Annotated in this window: 23 protein-coding genes; 16 read left to right on the top strand and 7 right to left on the bottom strand. The window is 55.2% G+C overall.

Annotated features, from left to right (window positions below; all coding sequences use genetic code 11):
- Positions 1-142: 142 nt before the first annotated feature.
- Entirely contained in the window at positions 143-1,309 is a 1,167-nt protein-coding gene (locus tag IV433_RS14440) for a toxic anion resistance protein (RefSeq protein ID WP_370530263.1), read from the top strand.
- A complete protein-coding gene (locus IV433_RS14445) occupies positions 1,306-2,358 on the top strand; it encodes a 5-bromo-4-chloroindolyl phosphate hydrolysis family protein (RefSeq protein ID WP_195814718.1) in 1,053 nt (350 codons plus the stop codon). Before IV433_RS14440 ends, IV433_RS14445 begins: the two co-directional genes overlap by 4 nt.
- A 51-nt stretch (positions 2,359-2,409) precedes the next feature.
- On the opposite strand, the gene IV433_RS14450 is transcribed toward IV433_RS14445, so the two are convergent.
- Complete coding sequence (locus IV433_RS14450; RefSeq protein ID WP_195814719.1) at positions 2,410-3,012, bottom strand: LysE family translocator; 603 nt, start codon at positions 3,010-3,012, stop codon at positions 2,410-2,412.
- A gap of 100 nt (positions 3,013-3,112) precedes the next feature.
- Here IV433_RS14450 and IV433_RS14455 point away from each other — a divergent pair, with 100 nt between their 5' ends.
- Together IV433_RS14455 and IV433_RS14460 are read left to right on the top strand one after the other, a co-directional pair.
- Complete coding sequence (locus IV433_RS14455; RefSeq protein ID WP_195814720.1) at positions 3,113-4,141, top strand: hydrolase; 1,029 nt, start codon at positions 3,113-3,115, stop codon at positions 4,139-4,141.
- On the top strand, positions 4,138-4,383 hold the full coding sequence (locus IV433_RS14460) for a YheU family protein (RefSeq protein ID WP_195814721.1): 246 nt from the start codon (positions 4,138-4,140) through the stop codon (positions 4,381-4,383). Before IV433_RS14455 ends, IV433_RS14460 begins: the two co-directional genes overlap by 4 nt.
- Before the next feature lie 2 nt (positions 4,384-4,385).
- Here the strand turns inward: IV433_RS14460 and IV433_RS14465 are convergent, their stop codons facing one another.
- Positions 4,386-5,192, bottom strand: a complete 807-nt coding sequence (locus tag IV433_RS14465) for an IclR family transcriptional regulator (RefSeq protein ID WP_195814722.1) — start codon at positions 5,190-5,192, stop codon at positions 4,386-4,388.
- A gap of 300 nt (positions 5,193-5,492) precedes the next feature.
- On the opposite strand from IV433_RS14465, the gene yiaK reads away from it, so the two are divergent.
- From yiaK to IV433_RS14510, 9 genes are all read left to right on the top strand, one after another.
- Positions 5,493-6,491, top strand: a complete 999-nt coding sequence (gene yiaK / locus IV433_RS14470; RefSeq protein WP_195814723.1) for a 3-dehydro-L-gulonate 2-dehydrogenase — start codon at positions 5,493-5,495, stop codon at positions 6,489-6,491.
- 11 nt (positions 6,492-6,502) lie between these two features.
- Entirely contained in the window at positions 6,503-6,970 is a 468-nt protein-coding gene (locus IV433_RS14475; protein ID WP_195814724.1) for a YhcH/YjgK/YiaL family protein, read from the top strand.
- Positions 6,971-7,022: 52 nt separating this feature from the next.
- On the top strand, positions 7,023-7,997 hold the full coding sequence (locus tag IV433_RS14480) for a DUF4862 family protein (protein WP_195814725.1): 975 nt from the start codon (positions 7,023-7,025) through the stop codon (positions 7,995-7,997).
- Positions 7,998-8,105: 108 nt separating this feature from the next.
- Positions 8,106-9,443, top strand: coding sequence for an MFS transporter (locus IV433_RS14485; protein ID WP_195814726.1), 1,338 nt, complete (start codon positions 8,106-8,108; stop codon positions 9,441-9,443).
- 9 nt (positions 9,444-9,452) lie between these two features.
- Positions 9,453-10,982, top strand: a complete 1,530-nt coding sequence (locus tag IV433_RS14490) for an FGGY-family carbohydrate kinase (RefSeq protein ID WP_195814727.1) — start codon at positions 9,453-9,455, stop codon at positions 10,980-10,982.
- A complete protein-coding gene (gene ulaD / locus IV433_RS14495; protein WP_195814728.1) occupies positions 10,975-11,634 on the top strand; it encodes a 3-keto-L-gulonate-6-phosphate decarboxylase UlaD in 660 nt (219 codons plus the stop codon). The genes IV433_RS14490 and ulaD overlap by 8 nt, the downstream gene beginning before the upstream one ends.
- Positions 11,631-12,491, top strand: a complete 861-nt coding sequence (locus tag IV433_RS14500) for an L-ribulose-5-phosphate 3-epimerase (RefSeq protein WP_195814729.1) — start codon at positions 11,631-11,633, stop codon at positions 12,489-12,491. Before ulaD ends, IV433_RS14500 begins: the two co-directional genes overlap by 4 nt.
- Positions 12,485-13,186: an L-ribulose-5-phosphate 4-epimerase gene (araD, locus tag IV433_RS14505; protein WP_195814730.1), complete on the top strand. Its 702-nt coding sequence runs from the start codon at positions 12,485-12,487 to the stop codon at positions 13,184-13,186. The genes IV433_RS14500 and araD overlap by 7 nt, the downstream gene beginning before the upstream one ends.
- A gap of 137 nt (positions 13,187-13,323) precedes the next feature.
- Complete coding sequence (locus IV433_RS14510) at positions 13,324-14,193, top strand: phosphoribulokinase (protein ID WP_104923613.1); 870 nt, start codon at positions 13,324-13,326, stop codon at positions 14,191-14,193.
- A 6-nt stretch (positions 14,194-14,199) separates the two neighbouring features.
- Here the strand turns inward: IV433_RS14510 and IV433_RS14515 are convergent, their stop codons facing one another.
- Both IV433_RS14515 and IV433_RS14520 read right to left on the bottom strand, forming a co-directional pair.
- Positions 14,200-15,384, bottom strand: a complete 1,185-nt coding sequence (locus IV433_RS14515; RefSeq protein WP_195814731.1) for an amidohydrolase — start codon at positions 15,382-15,384, stop codon at positions 14,200-14,202.
- Positions 15,385-15,399: 15 nt separating this feature from the next.
- Positions 15,400-16,590 carry an MFS transporter gene (locus tag IV433_RS14520; protein ID WP_195814732.1) on the bottom strand — a complete coding sequence of 397 codons (1,191 nt, stop codon included), beginning with the start codon at positions 16,588-16,590 and terminating at the stop codon, positions 15,400-15,402.
- Positions 16,591-16,794: 204 nt separating this feature from the next.
- Between IV433_RS14520 and IV433_RS14525 the strand changes: the two genes are divergently transcribed.
- Positions 16,795-17,706 (top strand): LysR substrate-binding domain-containing protein, encoded by a 912-nt coding sequence (locus IV433_RS14525; RefSeq protein WP_195814733.1) that lies wholly within the window; start codon positions 16,795-16,797, stop codon positions 17,704-17,706.
- A 1-nt stretch (position 17,707) separates the two neighbouring features.
- Here the strand turns inward: IV433_RS14525 and IV433_RS14530 are convergent, their stop codons facing one another.
- Positions 17,708-18,115, bottom strand: coding sequence for an OsmC family protein (locus IV433_RS14530; protein ID WP_195814734.1), 408 nt, complete (start codon positions 18,113-18,115; stop codon positions 17,708-17,710).
- Between the two features lie 362 nt (positions 18,116-18,477).
- Between IV433_RS14530 and crp the strand changes: the two genes are divergently transcribed.
- Both crp and IV433_RS14540 read left to right on the top strand, forming a co-directional pair.
- Positions 18,478-19,110 carry a cAMP-activated global transcriptional regulator CRP gene (crp, locus tag IV433_RS14535; protein WP_013573634.1) on the top strand — a complete coding sequence of 211 codons (633 nt, stop codon included), beginning with the start codon at positions 18,478-18,480 and terminating at the stop codon, positions 19,108-19,110.
- A 61-nt stretch (positions 19,111-19,171) separates the two neighbouring features.
- Positions 19,172-21,247 carry a YccS/YhfK family putative transporter gene (locus tag IV433_RS14540; RefSeq protein ID WP_195814735.1) on the top strand — a complete coding sequence of 692 codons (2,076 nt, stop codon included), beginning with the start codon at positions 19,172-19,174 and terminating at the stop codon, positions 21,245-21,247.
- Between the two features lie 880 nt (positions 21,248-22,127).
- On the opposite strand, the gene argD is transcribed toward IV433_RS14540, so the two are convergent.
- Together argD and IV433_RS14550 are read right to left on the bottom strand one after the other, a co-directional pair.
- Positions 22,128-23,348 (bottom strand): bifunctional acetylornithine/succinyldiaminopimelate transaminase, encoded by a 1,221-nt coding sequence (argD, locus tag IV433_RS14545; protein WP_195814736.1) that lies wholly within the window; start codon positions 23,346-23,348, stop codon positions 22,128-22,130.
- A 167-nt stretch (positions 23,349-23,515) separates the two neighbouring features.
- Positions 23,516-24,091: an aminodeoxychorismate synthase component II gene (locus IV433_RS14550; protein ID WP_195814737.1), complete on the bottom strand. Its 576-nt coding sequence runs from the start codon at positions 24,089-24,091 to the stop codon at positions 23,516-23,518.
- Positions 24,092-24,101 lie beyond the last annotated feature (10 nt).

Here is a 24,101-nt window from a genome sequence, read left to right on the forward strand (position 1 = left end):
AAAACCGCCTTTATCCTTTCCGGATAAGGCGGTTCCCTTTCTCATGCCCGGTTCACTGGCAGTCACTGGTTTTGCGCGTTAGAATTCGTCCATCTCTTCGATTCCTTAATCGAAACCCGCCTGAATTTAAAAGGATGATGACGTGACGGATACCCCTATTTCCCGGCCATTGGAAGAACCTGTTTTATCCACACAACTGGCAACCGACCTGACCGCCGCGCCGGACACACAAATTCCCGCCATCAGCGCCGAAGAACAGCAAAAAATAGACGAAATTGCGGCGCAAATCGATATCACCGATCCGGTCATTTCGATTGCCTATGGCGCAAAAACCCTGAATGCCATGTCACGGTTTAATGAATCCCTGATGCAGGAAGTCCGCGCCAAAGATGCGGGCGAAGTGGGCGCGCAGCTCACGGATTTACTGAGCAAAGTGAAAGGCATTGACCTGACCGTTTTCGACCAGAAAAAAGGCCTGCTGGAATCTGTTCCGCTGCTCGGCAAGTTGTTTAATAAAGTTGAGCGCACGCTTTTGGAATACCAGACGCTGGCCCGGCAGGTCGATACACTTTCCGAAAAATTGCAGGACACCATCACGGAGTTGCTACGTAATATCGCCACGCTTGAACAGCTTTTCATCCGCAACCGCGAATATTTCAAAGACATCAGCCTGCATATCATGGCGGGTAAAAAGAAGATTGAGCAGATCCAGTCTGAGGCCATTCCTGCGGCACAGGCAAAAGCTCTGGTTTCCGGTGATGCCATGGACGCCCAGAACGTGCGTGACTTGCTCGAAGGGATCCAGCGCTTCGAGCGCCGCCTGAGTGACCTGATGCTGACGCGAACCATGTCCATCCAGACCGCGCCACAAATCCGCCTGATGCAAAGCAACAGCCAGTCGCTGGCAGAAAAAATCCAGAGCAGCATTCTCACCACCATTCCGGTCTGGAAAAGCCAGATCGTGCTGGCGTTGTCGCTGAACTCACAGCGTCAGGCCGCGAAACTGCAAAAAGAAGTCGCCGATACCACTAACGCTATGTTGCGCCGCAATGCAGAATTGCTGCAAACCGGCAGCATCGAAACCGCGACGGAAGTTGAACGTTCTATTGTTGACGTCGAAACCCTGCGCGATGTTCAGGGGCGTTTGCTGAGTACCCTCGAAGACACGATGAATATCGCCAGCAATGCCCGCGCACGCCGTGCAGAAGTGGAGAAAGAACTGTGTACAATGGAACAGGAACTGCGGACTAAACTGGCGTCAATTGCGGCGGAGAATAACCCACAGATTAAGGCAACAGCGCAGTCATGAGGCCAATAAATCACAATACTGATGCGATCAGCTCCGTCTACCAGCAATCCCGGGGCGCACGAATATTCATCCATTTTCTGTTAATCATTGCGGGCATTATCTATGGGAAAGCGACATCCGGTGAATATCTCAACGTAGCGGACAGCATCGCCAGGAAGGATCTGAGCGGTGCCTCTTCCGTTCTGGTGTGGATGTCTTTCATTCTGTTATTTCATACATTTCTCTATGACCGTCTGAGTCTGTATTACAGCTGTCTGGTGGGCCTTCTCTGGGCTTTCACTGGCGATATGCTGGCAATCCCCTTCTGGATGGCCACCACGGCAATGCTGCTCAGTTTACTCACCCAATTCCGTTTATCCCTGACCGGAATGTTCCTCCCGTGGATCATCGGCCTATTCGCTTATGTAGATTTCTTCAGCTTCGCGCCTTATACCGTTTTCTATGCCGCGTTTGTCATTGTCGTTATCGGCGCGGTAATACATTTACGCAAAATCGAAAAACAGAGCCACATACCTGTCACTGCGCCGATGGATATCGTGAAACCCATGCCGTTACGCACCAGAGCATCGGTAAAAACCGAAAGCTTACAGGCGAACACGTCGCATCAAATCTGGATGGATGATAAGCCGGTCAGAAAATCAAAACCGTACATCCCTGCAAGAGCGTTTGATCAAGAAATTGCGCAGCTGGAAAATAAGTCTGCGCTGACCGATTTCCCACCGGAATTACGTCATGAGATCGCTGAAATTGCGTTATCAGCACGCCGTATTCAGACGTGCATGCAGGAAGACCCGAAAGACGTAGCGCCGGCTACCCGTTTCTTCCAGCGGTATATGCCCGCCGTGAATACCTTCATTGATAAAGATCTGAATTTACGACGTCAGCAGGCCAGCGATGTGAAAACGGGTGAGCGAACGCTGCAAACCCTGAAAGATATCCGCAGCATGTTTGATCAGCAGCATCAGCGGCTGCTGGAAAACGACCAGCTTGAACTGGATACCGAAATGGGTGTACTGGATAACCTGATGAAAACCGACGGCTTCAAATAATCTACAGCTGGAAATAAAAAGCCCGCTTTCAGTCAGAGGCGGGCTTTTTTGTCAGTGCCAGATCAGCAACACACAGGCGGCGGTCAGGATCCCCATCGCGATGTTAAAGGTGTACCACGCGCGCTTACTGCGCAGCAGACGGCCAATCACGGTGCCAAAGCCCAGCCAGATAATCCCGGAAACCAGATTTACCATAAACATTCCCAGGCTGATCCCGGCAATCGAGTGGTTATAGGACGCACCGGCGAGACTGAAACTGGCGACAGCGCCGAGTCCCATCAGCCAGGCTTTCGGATTCAGAAATTGCAGCAACCACCCCTGATACAAACGAATCGGCTTCGGCGGCGGCGCGCCGGTTTCCAGCGTTTCATACGCAGACGTTGCAATTTTCCACGCCAGCCACAGCAGATACAGGCTCCCGGCGATTTTGAGGAAAAGGTGCAGCGCAGGATAAACAGTAATCAGCCCGCCGACGCCGAACGCCACCAGCAGCAAAATGCTTTGCATGCCGAGCATAATGCCGACCATCAGCCAGAGTGATCTGAAGAAACCGAAGTTAGCGCCTGACGTGGTTAACAACATATTATTCGGGCCAGGAGTGATAGCGGCGACCCATAAAAATCCAAGCATCGATAAAAATAAACCAAGTTCCATTTAATTTGGGTTCTCCGACCCGAAAGATGTGCGATAGCATTGAAGCTAACAGCGTGATATTGATCGCACAAGAGCCTCTTAAGAGAAATTTATTCATCTTATGTATGAATCCTTTCGCCCCCTGCGCGGGGCCAGCAATCCGCATATCCAGACGCTGCTTCCGCGGCTGGTCCGGCGCAATGCGAAACTCAAACCTCACTGGCAACGGCTGGACACGCCGGACGGCGATTTTCTGGATTTAGCCTGGAGCGAGGACCCGCAACAGGCGCGCCATAAGCCCCGCATGATCCTGTTTCACGGGCTGGAAGGCAGTTTTTACAGCCCGTATGCTCACGGATTATTACAGGCGTGGAAAGAACGCGGCTGGCTCGGTGTGGTCATGCATTTTCGCGGATGCAGCGGCGAACCCAATAAACTTCAGCGTATTTATCATTCCGGCGAAACCGAAGACGCCCGCTTTTTCATTCGCTGGCTGAATGAAACCTACGGCGAAGTGCCGACCGGGGCTGTGGGCGTTTCGCTCGGCGGCAATATGCTGGCGTGTTATCTCGGGCAGGAAGGCGAAAATTGTACGCTGAACGCCGCCGTCGTGGTGTCGGCTCCGCTGATGCTCGAACCTTGCGCTTACCGGCTGGAACAGGGCACATCGCGGATTTACCAGCGCTACCTGCTCGATCAGCTCAAAGGAAATGCGTCGCGGAAACTGGCGAAATATCCCGGCACCCTGCCCGTCACGCTGACGCAGCTGAAGGCCATGCGCCGCATCCGCGATTTCGACGATGCGATTACCTCCAAGGCCCACGGTTTTGCCGACGCACTGGATTATTATCGCCAGTGCAGCGGAATGCCGTTACTCGCGCAGGTCAGGATCCCGCTGCTGATTATCCATGCGAAAGACGATCCGTTCATGACACCGGACGTGATCCCGAAAGCCGGGGATTTACCGGATTGCGTCGAATACCAGCTGACCGAACACGGTGGCCACGTGGGTTTCGTATCCGGCAGCCTGCGTAATCCGCAGATGTGGCTGGAACAGCGCATTCCGGCGTGGATTGCGCCGCACTTAGAAACAGCAGCAAAACCCATCACTGAACCGACCGAAGAAAAAACAAAGGAAATAACGTTGTGATAATTCCCTGGCAGGAACTGGACGCAGAGCTGCTCACCAGCGTGGTGGAATCTTTCGTTTTACGCGAAGGCACCGACTACGGCGAGCAGGAAAGATCTCTTGAACAAAAAGTGGATGACGTGAAACGCCAGCTGAAAAGCGGCGACATCATGCTGGTCTGGTCAGAACTGCATGAAACGTTAAATATCATGCCCCGCGGCCAGTTCCGCGCCGGGCAGGAAGAAATGCCGCAGGACGGGTGATCTCACCCCACCTTCAGCCCAAGCTCGCCGGAAATCGCAGCCGCGGTTTCTTTCAGCGGTTTCAGCAGGGCTTCTTCGCCGATCACACCGAGTTTTGCCGTCGAGAGTGAAATCGAGACGGCATAGGTCACGCGCCGGTGGATATCAAATACCGGCACCGCCAGACAGGATACGCCAAGCTCATTTTCTTCCCTGTCCATCGCCAGGCCCTGTTCGCGGATTTGCGCCAGCTCTTTATCCATCGCTTTCAGGCTGACAATCGTATTGCGGGTCAGCGGCTGGATCTGTTCGCTGTGACTCTCCCAGTAAGCCGGCACGTAATCCTGATGCCCGTACGCCATGTAAATTTTGCCCATCGCCGAACAATACAGCGGCATATGCTGGCCGATGTACGCGCGGGTTCGCAGCATTCCGGTAGTCGGTTCCAGCTTGTAAATCAGAATGGCGTGGTCGTCTTCACGGCTGGAGAAATTAACGGTTTCCCCGGTCGCGATATTCAGCGCTTCAAGATGCGGCGCGGCGACATGGATAATATTCAGGGAAGACAGTGACTTCTGGCCGACAGAAATAAATTTGGTGGTTAAGCGATAACTTCCTGCCGCCGGGGCAGGCGTGACATAACCACAGGATTGCAGCCCCTGAAGTAAACGGTGAACCGTACTTTTATTCAGTTCCGCCAGTTCAGAAAGATGCGCCAGCGGGCAGCCGTTCGGGTAATTGCTGAGGATTTCGATCAGCTGTAACCCACGGAACAGGCTCTGACTTCCTGCTGGTTTATCTTTCCCCTGTTCGTTCTCTGCGTCTTTCATACCTTGAAGAATTCCCGTTGTGCTGATGGCGTTTCAATCCTGAACCGATGGTATAGCAAACTTCCTTCGCACGCGAAATAACTCCTTTTCCCTGCCTCCTTTTTGCCCTGCCTAAAATGTGTCCTTCATCACGAACCGGACATGAATTTTTTATCCAACTGATTTTAAAGCGTTTTAAAAACACCCGGATGGATTGTGATCCGTACCGGACAAGAGTAAATTTTTGAAATCAGATTCCACATAGTGAAATATAGAGATCTAAAAACAACCAAATATTTAACAATCTCACCGGAGAAAGGTATGAAACTGAGCTTTGAAACGTTGCAAAAGGAGTTCAAAAGGGTGCTTATCGCGCGTCACGTCAAACCTGACGTCGCAGATGAATGCGCCACGATGTTTGCCCAAACCACAGAGTCCGGCGTGTATTCCCACGGCGTAAACCGCTTCCCTCGCTTCATTCAGCAGCTGGATCAGGGTGACATTCACCCGGACGCCGTGGCGAAAAAAATCCTGTCGCTGGGCGCCATTGAACAGTGGGATGCGCAGCGCTCAATCGGCAATCTGACGGCGAAAAAAATGATGGATCGCGCCATCTCTCTGGCCTCCGACCACGGCATCGGGCTGGTGGCGTTACGCAATGCCAACCACTGGATGCGCGGCGGAAGTTACGGCTGGCAGGCGGCAGAAAAAGGTTACATCGGGATTTGCTGGACGAACTCCATCGCGGTTATGCCACCGTGGGGCGCAAAAGAATGCCGCATCGGCACGAACCCGCTGATCGTTGCCATCCCCGGCTCGCCGATCACCATGGTGGATATGTCGATGTCGATGTTCTCCTACGGCATGCTGGAAGTGAACCGTCTCGCAGGCCGTGAACTGCCGGTCGACGGCGGCTTCGACGACAACGGCCAGCTGACCCGCGAACCCGGCGTTATAGAAAAGAACCGGCGCATTTTGCCGATGGGCTACTGGAAAGGTTCCGGTTTATCCATTGTGCTGGACATGATTGCCACCCTGCTTTCCGACGGCGCGTCCGTGGCGGAAGTCACCGAAGACAACTCAGATGAATACGGGATTTCGCAGATTTTCATCGCCATCGAAGTTGACCGCCTGATTGACGGCGCGACCCGCGATACAAAACTCCGGCGCATTATGGATTACGTCACCACCGCCGAACGCAATAATCCGGACGAAGCCGTGCGCCTGCCGGGCCACGAATTCACCCGCCTGCTGGCAGAAAACCGCCACAACGGGATCACCGTCGATGACAGCGTGTGGGCGAAAATTCAGGCCTTATAAGGAGCTGGCTCATGATATCCGGACATATCAGCAACCCGAATCCCTGCACTTTTCCCGCAGCGATTGAGAAGGCGCTGAATTTTCTGCGCACCACGGATTTTCGCGCACTGGAAACCGGCGTCGTCGAAATTGAAGGCAGGGATATTTACGCACAGATCCTCGATCTGACGACCAAAGAGAAAACGGAAAATCAGCCCGAAGTTCACCGCCGTTATATTGATATTCAATTTTTAGCCTGGGGCGATGAAATTATTGGTTATGCCGCCGACCGGGGGAATAATCTAATATCTCAGTCATTGCTTGAAGAACGCGACATTATTTTTTATCACGACATGGAAGACGAATCCGAAATCATCATGACACCGGGAACCTACGCCATATTTTTCCCGCAGGATGTTCACCGCCCGGCGTGTATTCATCATACCGTCAGTAATATCCGTAAAATTGTCGTCAAAGTAAAAGTGGATAAACTCGGGTAACCGTCAGGATAAAACAGTTCGGGAAGACAGTTAATTCAATGGGGAAATATTTATGCAAAAGCATGCAGGCTTTATTGTCGGCGCTTATCCTTGCGCGCCCTCTTTTCATCAGCGAAATGAAAACGAAGAAACCGAATTCTGGCGCAGGCTGGCCGATATTCCGGGGATCCGTGGAATAGAACAACCTTGTCTGGAAACATTACATCCGTATGGCGATGAATGGTTATTCCGCCATCTGCCCGACGAGTGGGACATCGTGGTGACCGGCGTGATGGAAACCATGCGCAGGCGCGGAACCTTGCCGGGCTTCGGGCTGGCGTCTGAAGACGCTGAACAGCGCCGCGCCTGTGTCGGCTTTTACCGCCACATTTTCGAAAAGGTTGAGCAGACCAATACGCGCTTTGGCAGAAACAAAGTGCTGGCCGTGGAGTTGCAGTCCGCGCCGCTGGCTGGCACACAAAATATCAGTCTTGCCGCGCGCTGTTTCACGGAGTCTCTGCAGGAAATCCTGAGCTGGGACTGGCCGTGCGGGCTGATTATCGAGCATTGCGATGCGCTGGATAAACCGGCTGCACGCAAAGGTTTCCTGCCGCTGGCGCACGAACTGACGGCGATTGCTGAGGCCAAAGCCCGCACCGGGAAAACGGCCGGAATGTGTATCAACTGGGCGCGTTCCGCCATTGAAGGCCGCAATACTTCCCTGCCGCTGGAACATCTGCAAATCAGCCAGCAGGCCGGTGTTCTTCAGGCGCTGATGTTCTCGGGCACCACCCGCGAAGGGGCTTATGGCGACTGGCAGGATCTGCACGCACCGTTTGCGCCGTTCGCAGGCAGTGAAGCGGGATGTCAGGAAAGCCTGATGACCGTCGATATTGCCGCCGAAATGTTCCGGCATGCGTCACCGGAATCACTGAGCTTCTCGGGAATTAAACTGCTGGAAATTAATGCCAGCGCCGGCGTTGATCATCGATTTGCCATTTTGCAGGACGGTATTAAGGCCATGAATCTGGCGATCGACAAAAAATAATAATCCTAAAATAGCGACATCTTATTTTACACCACATCCCTTTCCTCTGAAGGGAACCCCGCTCGTCTGTTAAACGGGCTCTGTAACTCATTATTAAGGTAATAAGTTATGAATAAAAACTCTGATACTCTGCAAAGCAATCGTTTATTAAAAGAAATACCCAAACAGCGCTGGCTTAGAATTATTCCGCCGATCCTGATCGCCTGTATTATTTCTTATATGGACAGGGTAAATATTGCCTTTGCCATGCCGGGCGGAATGGACGCGGAATTAGGCATTACCGCATCAATGGCCGGCCTGGCTGGCGGCATATTCTTCCTCGGTTATTTATTCCTCCAGGTACCGGGCGGGAAAATTGCGGTTCACGGCAGCGGTAAGAAATTCATCGGCTGGTCACTGGTCGCGTGGGTCATTATTTCGATTCTCACCGGCCTGGTCACCAATCAGTATCAGCTGCTCTTCCTGCGCTTCTCGCTGGGTGTTGCAGAAGGCGGCATGTTGCCGGTCGTACTGACGATGATCAGCAACTGGTTCCCCGATGCCGAACGCGGCAGGGCGAACGCGATTGTGATCATGTTCGTGCCGATCGCCGGGATCATCACCGCCCCGCTCTCCGGCTGGATCATCAGCGCACTCGACTGGCGCTGGCTGTTCATCATTGAAGGCCTGCTTTCCGCCGTCGTTCTGGCGATGTGGGTACTGACCGTTTGCGACCGTCCGCAGGAAGCGCGCTGGATTTCACCCGAAGAGAAAAACTGGCTGATATCGACGCTGGCCGCTGAACAGAAAGCCATTGCCGGGAAAGAAGTCAGAAACGCCTCGCTCGGCGCGGTGCTGGCCAACCGGACGATGTGGCAACTTATCGCCCTGAATTTCTTCTACCAGACCGGCATTTACGGTTACACCCTGTGGCTGCCGACCATCCTGAAAGAACTTACGCATTCCACCATGGGACAGGTCGGCGTCCTCGCCATACTGCCTTACATCGGCGCCGTCGCGGGCATGCTGCTGTTCTCCTCGCTGTCTGACCGCACCGGCAAACGCAAACTCTACGTGTTCCTGCCTCTGCTGGGCTTCGCGGCCTGCATGTTCCTGTCGGTGATGCTGAAAAATTACATCTGGGTTTCCTACGCCGCGCTGGTCGGTTGTGGCTTCTTCCTGCAATCCGCCGCCGGTGTTTTCTGGACCATTCCCGCCAAACTTTTCAGCGCGGAAATGGCCGGTGGCGCACGCGGTGTGATTAACGCGCTGGGTAATCTGGGTGGATTCTGCGGGCCGTATGCCGTCGGTTTGCTTATCACGTTCTACAGCAAAGATGCCGGTGTTTATTGTCTGGCGATCTCGCTCACGCTGGCGGCACTGATGGCATTGCTGTTGCCCGCACGGTGTGACGTTCCGGCGCAATCGGCGAACAAATTACCCGACAGCCGTCCGACAGCAGCCTGAGGAAATACGATGAACGCTTCATCCGGAGAATACTGGTTAGGGATCGACTGCGGCGGCACCTACCTCAAGGCGGGATTGTACGATCAGACGGGGCAGGAACGCGGCGTATGCCGCCAGTCGCTGCCGGTGCTGAGCGACCATCCCGGCTGGGCCGAGCGCGATATGCCCGCGCTGTGGGCGTCATGCGTCAGCTGTATTACCGGGCTGCTGCGCCAGCAAAACGTCAGCGGCAATCAGGTGAAAGGCATCGGTATTTCGGCGCAGGGCAAAGGGTTATTCCTGCTGGACAAAGCCGGAAATCCGCTGGGCCGGGGGATTATGTCCTCCGACCGCCGCGCCGGTGATGTGATCAGCGCCTGGCAGCGTGACGGCTTGCATCAGCAAATCTATCCGCTGACCCGTCAGGCGCTGTGGGCCGGGCATCCGGTGTCATTGCTGCGCTGGATAAAACTGCATCAGCCGGAGCGTTATCAGCAAATCGGCACGGTAATGATGGCGCACGATTATCTGCGTTATTGCCTGACCGGCGTGCGCGGTTGTGAAGAAACCAACATCTCCGAATCCAATCTGTACCACATGGAAAACGGCGGTTACGACGCCCGGCTGGCAGAAATGTTAGGGATTGCCGATATCAGCGCAGCGCTGCCGCCGGTGGTGGGTTCGGCGGAAATCTGCGGAACCGTGACGCCAGACATCGCGGCGCTGACCGGATTAACCGCAGGAACGCCGGTGGTTGGAGGATTATTCGATGTGGTCTCTACCGCGCTTTGCGCCGGACTTCACGACGAATTTACCCTGAATGCGGTGATGGGTACGTGGGCGGTCACCAGCGGAATATCAGCGGAAATGGGCGCGCAGGAAAATCATCCGTTCGTTTATGGCCGCTACGCCGGTGGCGAAGGCTATCTCATCCACGAAGCCAGCCCGACATCCTCCGCCAATCTCGAATGGCTCAACCAGCAAACCGGCGGTATGCCGTTTGACGAGATTAACCGCGCCGTCAGCGCCCTGCCGAAAGCCGGAACCGACGTTTTATTCCTGCCCTTCCTTTATGGCAGCAATCAGGGTGCGGAAATGACCGCCGGATTCTATGGCCTGCAATCGCTGCACCATCGCGGCCATTTGTTGCAGGCGGTTTACGAAGGCGTGGTGTTCAGCCATATGACGCACCTTAACCGCATGCTCGAACGCTTCCCGCAGGCGAAAACCCTGCGCGTCACCGGCGGTCCGGCGCGTTCAGAGGTCTGGATGCAGATGCTGGCCGACGTCAGCGGTATGCCGGTGGAACTCCCTCAGATCGAAGAAACCGGCTGTCTGGGCGCGGCGCTAGCGGCGATGGTCGGCACCGGCGTGTATCCCACTTTCGCGCAGGCCCAGCGTCATCTGCACTTTGCCGTGAAGCGTCTGGAACCCGACGCCGGTGCGCAGATGGCCTATCAGAAAAAATCACAACGTTACCAGTTCCTGATCGACGCACTGGGCGGTTACCACGCCCGCTGCGCGGCGGCTGACTCACAGGGAAAATCTCATCATGACTAAACCTCTCCTCCAGCTGGCGCTGGACCACACCGACCTTCCGGCCGCGCTGCGCACCGCGAAGGCGCTGAAAAATCACGTCGACATCATCGAGGCGGGCACCATTTTGTGTCTCTGCGAAGGGTTACAGGCCGTGGAAATGCTGCGTGAACTTTGCCCGGACAAGATTCTGGTGGCCGACCTGAAAGTGGCCGACGCCGGAGAAACGCTGGCGCTGGAGGCGTTTAAAGCCGGGGCTAACTGGATGACGGTGATTTGCGCCGCACCGTTGGCGACGGTTATCAAAGCGCACGACGTGGCAAAAACATATCGGGGCGAAATCCAGATAGAACTCTTCGGCAACTGGACGATGCAGGATGCTCGCTACTGGCACGCGGCGGGGATCCGTCAGGCGATTTATCACCGCGGACGCGACGCGCAGGCCAGCGGACAAACCTGGGGCCAGCAGGATCTGGATCGCATGAAACAGCTGTCGGATATCGGCCTGCGCCTTTCCGTCACCGGCGGCATCACGCCTGGGGATTTATCGCTGTTCCGCGATATCGACGTACAGGCGTTCATCGCCGGACGCGCGTTATCCGACGCAACACAACCCGCACAGGTCGCCCAGGCGTTTCAACAGCAAATCAGCGCAATCTGGGGAGCAACGGCATGAGAAAACATCCGCTGGGCATCTATGAAAAAGCGCTGCCCAAACACCTGAGCTGGCCGGAAAGGCTGGCGCTGGCGAAAAGCTGCGGCTTTGATTTTGTTGAAATGTCGGTGGATGAAACCGATGAGCGCCTGTCGCGCCTCGACTGGAGCATCACGCAACGCGTCGCGCTGGTCGAAGCGATGATGGAAATCGGCGTCTCCATTCCGTCGATGTGCCTTTCCGCGCACCGCCGTTTTCCGTTCGGCAGCCATGATGAAAGCATCCGCGAACGTGCGCGGGAAGTGATGACCAAAGCCATCAAACTGGCGCGCGATTTAGGGATCCGCACCTTACAGCTGGCCGGTTATGACGTGTATTACGAAGCGTCCGACGCCGGTACCCGCGAACGATTTGCCGAAGGGCTGGCGTGGGCGGTGGAACAGGCCGCCGCCGCGCAGGTCACGCTGGCGGTCGAAATCATGGACACCGAATTCATGAATTCGATAACCAAATGGAAAGCGTGGGATGAGCGCCTGAATTCACCGTGGTTCAGCGTATATCCGGACATCGGCAATCTCAGCGCGTGGGGAAACGACATTCCGTCGGAGCTGGCGCTGGGCATTGACCGCATCGCCGCTATCCACCTGAAAGATACCTATCCGGTCACCGCAACCTCTAAAGGCCAGTTCCGCGATGTGCCGTTCGGCGACGGCTGTGTCGATTTCACCGGCTTTTTCCGCACGCTGGGCGCGCTGAATTATCGCGGCGCATTCCTCATCGAAATGTGGACGGAAACCGCCGCCGAGCCGGTACTGGAAATCATCAAAGCCCGTCAGTGGATTGAAGCCAAAATGCAGGAAGGAGAATTCGCATGTTAGAACAGCTGAAACAGGCCGTACTGGAGGCCAATCTGGCGCTGCCTGCGCATCATCTGGTGACGTTTACCTGGGGCAACGTCAGCGCGGTTGACCGCGAAAATGGGCGGGTGGTGATCAAACCGTCGGGCGTGGAATATACCGACATGTGCGCCAGTGACATGGTGGTCGTCGATCTGCATACCGGCGAGCGCATCGAAGGCGACAAAAATCCATCGTCGGATACTGCCACGCATCTGGCGCTTTACCGGCAGTTTCCGGAAATCGGCGGCATTGTGCACACGCATTCCCGCCACGCGACAATCTGGTCGCAGGCCGGGCTGGATTTACCGGCGTGGGGCACCACGCACGCGGATTATTTCTACGGCAATATTCCCTGCACGCGCCGGATGACTGAAGCAGAAATCAACGGAGCGTACGAACTGGAAACCGGCAACGTCATTATCGAAACCTTCCTGGAGCGGGGTCTGGACGCCATGCAGGTTCCGGCGGTTCTGGTGCATTCTCACGGGCCATTCGCCTGGGGGAAAAATGCCGCCGACGCCGTGCATAACGCTGTCGTGCTGGAGGAATGTGCCTACATGGGCATATTCTCCCGCCAGCTGACGCCCGCACTTGGCGATATGCAACAGACGCTGATGGACAAACATTACCTGCGCAAACACGGGAAAAATGCCTATTACGGACAACTGAAATAACCGGTCGTCGCCTGTCACTTCTCGAATAAATATGGTAACAATAGGCTTAATTATGCGCAGCGATGCCGCCAGGTCTTCGACCACAGAAAAGACCGCGACACGCCTGCCTGCCTCACCTTTATGGAGAACAGCGCATTATGTCAGCCAAACATCCTGTTATTGCCGTTACCGGTTCGAGCGGTGCAGGCACCACCACCACCAGTCTGGCATTTCGGAAAATATTCCAACAGCTTGGCCTGCGTGCCGCCGAGCTGGAAGGCGACAGTTTCCACCATTTCACCCGCCCGGAAATGGACGCGGCCATCCGCAAAGCCCGCGACCTCGGGCGTCATATCAGCTACTTCGGGCCGGAAGCCAACGACTTCGGTTTGCTGGAAAAAAGCTTTATAGAATACGGCAAAACCGGCACAGGCCGTTCGCGCAAATATCTGCATACTTATGACGAAGCCGTTCCCTACAATCAGGTACCGGGGACGTTTACGCCGTGGCAGGCCTTACCGGAACCGACGGACATTCTCTTCTACGAAGGCCTGCACGGCGGCGTGGTCTCCGACAAAACGGACGTCGCGGCGCATGTCGATTTGCTGGTCGGCGTGGTGCCCATCGTTAACCTCGAATGGATCCAGAAACTGGTGCGCGACACCGGCGAGCGCGGCCATTCCCGTGAGGCGGTGATGGATTCCGTGGTGCGCTCGATGGATGACTACATCAACTACATCACGCCGCAGTTTTCCCGCACGCACATTAACTTCCAGCGCGTGCCGACCATCGACACCTCCAACCCGTTTGCCGCGAAAGCCATTCCTTCACTGGATGAAAGCTTCGTGGTGATTCATTTTCAGGGGCTGGACGACATTGATTTCCCGTATCTGCTGGCAATGTTGCAGGGCTCGTTTATCTCGCACATCAAAACGCTGGTGGTGCCGGGCGGCAAAATGGGGCTGGCGATGGAGCTGATTATGGCGCCGCTGGTGCAGCGCCTGATGGAAGGGAAGAAAATCGAGTAAGTGAAATCAGGCGTCGTTCATCAGCAACTGCTGAATGAATCCGACGTGTAATTTCACGCCAATCTGCAATGCCTCTTCGTCCAGCCGGAAGCGCGGGTTATGCACGCCATAAGTCGCGCCAATTTTCTCGTTACCGCTGCCGATAAACAGGAAACAGCCCGGCACTTTTTGCTGATAAGAAGAGAAATCTTCGCCACCAAACAGCGGCTGGGTCACTTCCCGCAGCGCATTCCCGCCGAGCGTATTAGCAATCACCTGACGCGCAATCGCACAGGCGTCGGGGTGGTTATCGCCATTCACATAACCCCGCGTCCAGCGCAGTTCATACTGCGCACCGTGCGCCGCCGTAATCCCCGAAATAATCTGTTCCATCAGCTGCGGAACCTGCTCGCGCACACTGCTGTGATGGGTGCGCAATGTTCCGGCGAGTTTCACGCGTTCCGGAATGACGTTATAACTCTCCCCACTCTGGAAGGTGGCGATGGTCAGCACCGGCACCTGAAGCGGATCGATGCGGCGCGCCACGACGTTTTGCAGCGCCGTCACCACTTCCGCACCAATCACCACCGGATCAATGCACAAATGCGGCATCGAACCGTGCCCGCCTTTGCCGGTAATCGTGATGTCGAAGTTATCGGTGGACGCGCAGAACACGCCCTCTTTCAGGCCAACCTCGCCCGTCGGGGAATTCGGCATAACGTGCAGACCGAAGATTTTCTCCACGCCGTTGAGGACGCCTAAATCCACCAGTTCCTGTGCGCCGCCCGGCGGTAATTCTTCCGCGTGCTGGAAGATAAACCGCACCGAGCCGTGCAGCGCGGACTGACACTGCGTCAGCACTTTTGCCGCCCCCAGTAACATCGCGGTGTGCGCGTCATGGCCGCAGGCGTGCATAACGCCCGGCACCGTCGAACAGAACGGCTCGTCGTTTTCTTCCTGAATCGGTAAGGCGTCGATATCCGCCCGCAGCGCATACGTCGGCCCCGGATAAGCGCCTTTGAGATCGGCAACCACGCTGTTAGGCGTCAGCCGCGTCAGGGTCAGTCCGCCGAAACTTTCCAGCTGTTCCGCAATATAATCCGCCGTTTTATGCTCCTGAAATGACAGCTCAGGATGCGCATGAATATGTCTGCGCCAGCGCAGAACGTCCGCTTTGACTTCCGCCAGCATCGCTTCAAAATTAAATGTCATCAGACTTCTCCTCAGTTATGCCACGTCGCGCAACGCTGCGCGCGGTTTCAGGGTCAGCGGCAAAATGGCCAGCCCGGCAACCACCATCGCCAGCGCCAGAAAAACAAATGTCGAAAAATACCCGTGCGTCACGGTGATCAGATAGCCCATCGCAATCGGCGCCACGAATCCGCCGAGCGTTCCGCCGGTATTAATAATCCCCATTGCGGCACCCATCACTTCCGGCGGCAGGCGTTTCATCGGCAGCGTAAACACCGTGACAAACGCCGCCATCAGGAAGATGTAGCCGAGGAAAAGGAACAGCCCGGCGGTCACCGCCGACGCGGAGGTGTAAACCAGCCAGATGCACAACGCGCTGAGCAGTGCGCTGCAAAAAATCACTTTCGGCTCTTTGCCCTGCATATAACGGCCGACCAGCCAGCCGGTCGCGAGAGATGAAATCCAGATCCCCATTCCGCCAGTGGCGACCACCAGCCCGGAAACGTCCAGCGACATTCCGCGCTGTTGCACCAGATATTTAGGCAGCCACGCCATCAGGCCGTAGGACGGAATGTTGATGCAGAAAATGGATACGAACAGCAGCACGACAATCGGGTTTTTCAGCAGTTCACGGTAGCCGGTCGCCACGCCGGTGCGGGGTTCTGCTTTCGGGGGATTCGGCACAAAAATGATAATCGCGACGGCAATCGCAAACGCCAGCAGACCGAGAATGGAGAAAGAGCCGCGCCAGCCGAGCGTATCGAGTGCGTACACCGCAATCAGCGGCCCGGCGGTCATCGCCAGACCGGCGGATGACAGCAATACGGACTGCGCGAAAGTGCGCTGCCCGACATCGAAATTCGAGACCACCGCTTTGGCGCAGGAACACGGATAACCGGAATGCCCGACGCCGGAAAGAAAGCGAAACGTCACCAGTAAACCGAGGCCGAATCCCAGCAAACCGAAGCAGAGCGCGAACCCGCCGAGCAAAAACAGCGAGATACCGAGTACTTTCTTGTAGCCGAATCGGTCATTCAGCCAGCCAGCAGGAATTTGAAACAGCGAATAGGCCAGGAAAAAAATGCCGGTGATGTAACCCAGCTGCTCCGGTTGCAGGTTAAATTCCCGCTCAATCGGCAACAGCGCGAACCCCATCACCGTTTTGTCGATATACACCACCGCATAACCGACGAACAGCAGGAAGATCATCAGGGAACGACTTTTCATAGCGGATATCCCTTTTTGTTATCACCGCGTCAGAAGTTCTCACTGTCGGGCGAAAAGTAAAATACGACATGCATCACGTAATCAACTGAATAACAACACATTATTTATTCCAAATCTGAAGCTATCAGCTTTACAGGTTTGCCATAAGATGCAATTTTTGGGCAGGTGATGCTTTTTACTGATAGGGCTTTCAAGCGAGGCGACATGCGTTATTTACCGAAATTGCAGCAACTCAAGGTTTTCCAGCAGGTTATCCGCAGCGGCAGCATTCGCGGCGCGGCGCGGGCGATGAATCAGTCGCAGCCCGCGGTCAGCAGAACCTTGCGGGAACTGGAACAAACGCTTGAAACTCAGCTTATCGTGCGCGGCAATCAGGGCATGGCGCTGACAGAAACCGGCCGCGCCTTTGCGCAGCGCATGCAGTTTATTCTCGAAGAACTTGAACGCGCAGCGGATGAGATCCGGCAGATTAATCAGTATTCACAGGGTTCGGTGGCTATCGGGTTTTCATCACTGCTGGCGCTGACGGTGTTTCCGGCTCTCAATGAAGCGTTCAAAACGCAGTTTCCCCAGTCCAAACTGCTGATTAAGGAAGGCCAGCTTTCGACGCTGTTACCGGCGCTGCGTGAAGGGAAACTCGATTTTGCCGTCGGGACCGCCGGGCCGGGTTTTCCGCTGGAAGATTTGGTGCGTGAGCCGCTGTTTAGCGCGCCGTTTGGCGTGATTGCGCGGCAAGGGCATCCGCTGGCAGGTGCCACCACGCTCGAAGAATTGCAGGGCGCGCGCTGGGTGTTGCCGGAAACGGATATGGGTTACTACCAGCAGATTCAGCTTTCGATGAACAGCTTTAATGCGTCAGCCGGTGAAACGCCGGTAAGAACGGATTCGGTAGTGTGCGGGCTGAATATGGTGTTGCAGTCGGATTATCTGACGATTGTGGCGAAGGCGATGCGCGCGCCGTTCGGCTTGCAGGAAAGACTTTGCCTGCTCAATATCGATACGCTGCCGGAAGCGGAATATTGCGTGCTCTATTCGCAGAAATCGCCGCTGACGTTTGCCGCGCGGCGATTTCTGGATTTACTGCGAAGTCAGTGCCAGTCGTATCGCTGGTCGTGACTTATTCGGCGTTCACGACTTCAAAACTGTGGGTGATCGTCGCGGCTTTGCCCAGCATCAGGGATACAGAGCAATATTTTTCCGCAGACAGGCTGACCGCGCGTTCCACAATTTTATCCGTCAGGTCTTTGCCGGTGACGATGAAATGCAGGTTGATGCGCGTGAACAGACGCGGTGCTTCTTCGCGGCGCTGAGACGTCAGTTTCACTTCGCAGTCACGCACGTCGTTACGGCCTTTTTGCAAAATAGACACCACATCAATCGCGCTGCAACCGCCCGCCGACATCAGCAACATTTCCATCGGGCTCGGGGCTTTGTCGCCCGCATTACCGTCCATTGTGATCTGATGGCCCGACGCTGACTCACCTAAAAACGTCAGCCCTTCTACCCATTTTACGCGTGCGTGCATGTGCTCTTCTCCCGGTGGATAAATTCGTCAAATTTTCCCCTCAGACTACCCTTTCACCCAAAAACTGGCAACGTAACCCGATCGCCATCATGCTGAAGCGAGACAACAGAAGACAGCATTGCAAACCTGTGTTACAAACAAAGCCGAAACATACTTTCCAGTAAATTGCGGTGACGGTTTTTGCGGTTTAAGAACAGAACCCACGGTGTTAACAGCAATAATCAGGCTGTTTCACTCCGACATCCGCTTGCAGCATTTCTGGGGAGTTATATGCTGAAAGGGCGCTTTTTAAAGTAAGTGCCGTACAGGGAACTCTGAGCCCTGTGATTTTGGGCAGCGATAACAACAGAGGATAATAGCAAATGGTTCTCGGCAAGCCACAAACAGACCCGACTCTCGAATGGTTCCTGTCTCACTGTCATATACATAAGTATCCTTCTAAAAGTACGCTGATTCACCAAGGTGAAAAAGCCGAAACGCTGTACTACATCGTGAAAGGGTCGGTTGCCGTCCTGATTAAAGATGAAGAAGGCAAAGAAATGATACTGTCATACCTTAACCAAGGTGACTTCATCGGCGAGCTGGGACTCTTCGAAGAAGGGCAGGAACGCAGTGCCTGGGTTCGTGCTAAAACTGCCTGCGAAGTGGCTGAAATTTCTTATAAAAAATTCCGCCAGCTGATTCAGGTAAACCCGGATATTCTGATGCGTCTTTCCGCGCAGATGGCAAACCGTCTGCAAGTGACGTCAGAGAAAGTCGGCAACCTTGCCTTCCTCGACGTAACAGGCCGTATCGCGCAAACTTTGCTTAATCTGGCTAAACAGCCTGATGCAATGACCCATCCGGACGGGATGCAAATCAAGATCACCCGTCAGGAAATCGGCCAAATCGTCGGTTGTTCACGTGAAACAGTCGGACGTATTCTCAAAATGCTGGAAGATCAGAGCCTGATCTCCGCACACGGTAAAACGATTGTCGTTTACGGCACACGTTAATCCCTCAGAAATTGGCGCGACAGCTTACTGTCGCGCCTTTTTTATGGGCTAAGCTTTACCCATGACGCTATGGCGAAGACTGTTCTATCATCCCGAAGTTAACTACGCGCTGCGCCAGACGCTGGTGTTGTGCCTGCCTGTCGGTATTTGCTGGCTGTTTGGCAATCTGCAAATGGGCCTGCTGTTTTCCCTGTGCCCGGCCTGCTGCAACGTCGCCGGCCTTGATACCCCGCACAAACGCTTTTTCAAACGCCTGATTATCGGCGGCTCGCTGTTTGCCGTCAGCAGTATCCTTTTACAGGTGATGCTCGAAAACTGGCACATTCCTCTGCCGCTCATCATGTTAACGCTGGCTTTGCTGCTCGGCGTCACCGGTGAAATCAGTCCGCTGCATGCGCGCCTGTTGCCCGGCGCGCTGGTGGCCACCATCTTTACGCTGAGTATGGTCGGCGTGAGGCCAATGTGGCAGGCACCCGCGCTGTTTGCTGCCGGCACCGCCTGGTACGGGCTGTTTAACTGGGCGTGGTTCCGTATTTCCGAAGAACAACCGATGCGCGAAACGCTCAGCCAGCTGTATTTGCAGCTGGCCGATTATTTCGAAGCCAAGTACAGCCTGCTGACGCAACATACCGATCCGGAAACTGCACTTCCGCCGCTGCTCAAACGCCAGCAGCAGGTTATCGACCTGATTGCGTTGTTGTATCAGCAACTGCACATGCTGCCGCAGCATGGACATCATCATCACCACAAACGGCTGTTCCAGCGTTTTCAGGTGGCGCTCGATTTGCAGGAGCACATTACGGTCAGCCTGCATCAGCCGGAAGAAGTGCAAAAACTGGTGGAAGAAAGCCACGCCGAAGCGGTGATCCGCCGGAATGCGCAGGTGATTTCCGCCCGTCTGCGCGTGATTGCGGACGATATTCTCTACCATCGCCTTTCCGAACGCTTCACCATGGCGAATGAGCTGGCGGCGCTTGAGAAAATTGCGGCGCAGAACCCGCAGAATCCGGTCGGCCAGTTCTGTTATTACCATTTCAGCCGTATCGCGCGACTGCTGCGGACGCAGCGTCCGCTGTATCGCCGCGATCTGATGAACTCCCAACCGCGCCTGCCTTTCTGGCCTGCGGTGAAAAGCTACCTGTCCTTTAAATCCTCCGCCCTGCGCAATGCCGCGCGCCTCGGGCTGATTCTGGCGATCGGCAGCAGCCTCGGGCTTTTCTTCAATCTGCCCAAGCCGTACTGGATTTTGCTGACCATCATGCTGGTCAGCCAGAACGGTTATAACGCCACGCGTGTGCGTATCCAGCACCGTGCACTCGGCACGTTGGCCGGCCTGCTGATTGCAGCCGGATTACTGAAACTGGAACTGCCGGAAGGCATCACGCTGATTTGCATGCTGGTGGTTACGCTGGTTTCATATACGGTGCTGCGCAAAAACTACGGGCTGGCGATGGTCGGCATGACGGTCACAGCCGTGTATACATTGCAGCTGCTGGCAATGAACGGCATCCATTTTCTGGTTCCCCGACTGATTGATACGCTGATTGGCTGTGCGCTGGCCTTCGGCGGAACCATCTGGCTGTGGCCACAATGGCAAAGCGGCCTGATGCGCCAGAACGCCCATCAGGCGCTGGAAACCTATCAGGACGCCATCCGGCTGATTCTGCAAGAAAATCCCGACGCCTCTCAACTTGCGTACACCCGTATGCAGGTCAATCAGGCGCACAACAAGCTGTTCACCTCGCTGAGCCAGGCGATGCAGGAACCGGGTTTTAACTCGCATTATCTGGCGGATATGCGTTTGTGGGTCACGCACAGTCAGTTTGTCGTTGAGCACATCAACGCGATGACCATTCTCGCCCGCGAGCATTACATGCTGCCGGAAAAGCTGGCGACGGAGTATTTGCAGACCTGCGAAATCGCGCTGCAAAGCTGCCAGCAGCGGTTGCTTTACGACGGGCCTGGTAGTGAGAACACCTTGTTTAATGCTCCGGAGCTGCACCCGGATATGCCGCTGACCGAAATGGAGCGCCACCTGCGGAGAGTGATTTCACACCTGAGCGTGATGCATACCATTTCGTCACTGGCGTGGAAGCAGAGACCACACCACGGGATCTGGCTGACGCGGCGGGCGTAAAAGGGGGGATCCCCTTTTATATCCCCTGCTTACAGCCGACTGACCGTGGATTGGGGTTCACTCGCCGTGAGGGCTGGATCGAGAAGGTTTCGGTTTCTCACTCGTCGTGGGGCTGGATCGAGAAAGTTTCGGTTTCTCACGTCCGGTGATCACTTAATTCGCTGCGCCGAAACCGCCAAAGAGGGAGGAAAAGCGCCTCCCTCTTTGATCTCCCACGCTTTTTTCACTGCGCGCTCCGCTCGCTGGCTATGTTTCAGGAACAATGGCTATTGCCGCGAAATCTTGCCGCTGCGCGGTACCTTCATTTCGGTCTTCGAGCCTTTCGTCTCGAAACACTCATTCAGCAAGCTTTCTGAAAGCGGCCAAAGGCTATGTAATTCAAGAGAGTATTTCGTGCTGTTTTTCAAAAGGTGAGATGGCGCGCTCAAAATCCAGCTGAACGGAGCGGCTTCGAGACCCGAGACTCGAAGACCGAGTGAAGGCAGCACGAAGTGCCTGGATTTGCGCCACACGCGGGAGCGCCAGAACACGGCCATCAACCCAGCGGCAGCGCTGGTTGTAAAAAGACGCGGAGAGCCCAGAGAGGGGCCGTCCTGGCCCTCTCTGGTCGGTTTCGGCGCGAGCCGCTGAGCGATCACTGCACATGAAAAACCGAAATATTCTCGGTCATAACCCTCACGGTGAGTGAAAAACCGAAATATTCTCGGTCATAACCCTCACGGTGAGTGAAAACCGAAATATTCTCGGTCATAACCCTCACGGTGAGTGAAAAACCGAAATATTCTCGGTCATAGCCCTCACGGCGAGTGAGAAACCGAAATATTCTCGGTCATAGCCCTCACGGTGAGTGAGAAACTGAAATTTTCTCCATCCGATTTAATCAGCGTGTCCCGCAAATTTTTGCTACAGCTTTCTCAAAGCGCCCCATCCCTTCTTCAATATCCGCGAAGTCGATAACCAGTGATGGTGCAAACCGCATCACATTCGGGCCCGCCACCAGCATCATCAACCCGAACTCAGCGGCGGCGGCATGAAACTCTCCGGCGCGGTTTTTAAAGGCGCCCGACAGCTCGGCGCCTATCAGCAACCCCTGGCCGCGGAATTCGCTGAAGACAGAATATTTCTGGTTGATGGCATCCAGCGCGCTGATGAATTTCTCTCGGCGTTCGTTAATACCGGCCAGCACTTCAGGTGTATTGATGATATCCAGCGCGGCTTCGGCGACGGCGCAGGCCAGCGGGTTGCCGCCGTAGGTGGTGCCGTGTTTGCCCGGTTCCATCACCGATGCAACGTCTTCCGTTGCCAGCATGGCGCTGACCGGGAAACCGCCGCCCAGGGCTTTCGCCGTGGTCAGAATGTCCGGCGTCACGCCGTAATGCATATAGCTGAACAGCTTACCGCTACGGCCCATGCCGCTCTGCACTTCATCGAGCACCAGCAGCGCCTGATGTTTGTCACAAAGCTCGCGCAGCCCTTGCAGAAATTCCTGAGTGGCGGGCATTACACCGCCTTCGCCCTGAACCGGCTCCACGACAATGGCGCAGGTATGGTCGTCGATCACCGCTTTTACCGCGTCCAGATCGTTGAACGGCACATGCACGATGTCAGCCGGTTTCGGGCCAAAGCCGTCGGAATATTTTGGCTGGCCGCCCACGGAAACGGTAAACAACGTACGGCCATGGAAGGCGTTATGGAAAGCGATAATCTTGCTCTTGTACGGGCTGTGGCGATGCGAAGCGTAATAGCGCGCAAGTTTGAATGCGGCTTCGTTGGCTTCTGCGCCGGAGTTGGCAAAAAATACGCGGTCAGCAAAGGTCGCGTCGATCAGCTTCTGTGCCAGTCGCAGCGCCGGTTCGTTAGTGAACACGTTACTCACATGCCACAGGGTTTCGCCCTGATCGTGTAACGCTTTCACCAGCGCCGGATGGCAATGGCCCAGCGCAGTCACCGCAATCCCGCCCGCGAAATCCACGTATTCGGTGCCCTGCTGATCCCACACGCGGCTGCCTTTGCCTTTCACCGGAATAAATTTCGCGGGTGAATAAACCGGCAAAATCACTTTATCGAACGTACCCCGATCTACCGCTGCTTTTTCTGCCATAACCCTTCTCCCTTTCTGATTCTTACCAGTGAGTTGTTACGATGAACTGGAATTCACAGCCGCAATGGATGTGAAAATATAATCACAAAATATGCATAAAAAATCACACGCAGGCAAACGGAAATCGCCCCCGTCGCGTAAGTAATTTTTACCGTGCAATTAAGTGTTTAGATTTTAAGGAAATTATCCAGAAGCTGATGCCCCTGCTCACTGAGAATGCTTTCCGGATGGAACTGAACACCGTGCAGCGGCAGCGTTTTGTGCATGATGCCCATGATTTCGTCGCGCTGGCCTTCGCGCTCAGTCCACGCGGTGACATCAAAGCAATCGGGCAGCGTTTCGGGCGCAATCACCAGCGAATGGTAGCGCGTCACCGTCAGCGGATTATTCAGCCCGCTAAAAACGCTGCTGCCGGTATGGCGGATGGGAGAGGTTTTGCCGTGAATGGCCTGGCGGGCGCGGACAATCTTTGCACCAAACGCCTGCGCCATTGCCTGATGCCCGAGGCAGACGCCGAGAACCGGCAGTTTACCGGCAAAATGGGTGATGGCTTGCAGGGAAATCCCCGCCTGATCCGGCGTACACGGGCCGGGCGAAATCACCAGATGTGACGGGGAAAGCTGTTCGATATCCGCAATCGTCAGCTGATCGTTACGCACCACACTGACCTCTGCCCCCAGCTCGCAAAAATACTGGTAGAGGTTGTAGGTAAAGGAGTCGTAGTTGTCGATCAGCAGCAGCATGGTCAGTCCC

This window comes from Rahnella laticis, from assembly GCF_015644585.1.
GTDB classification, from domain to species: Bacteria; Pseudomonadota; Gammaproteobacteria; order Enterobacterales; family Enterobacteriaceae; genus Rahnella; species Rahnella laticis.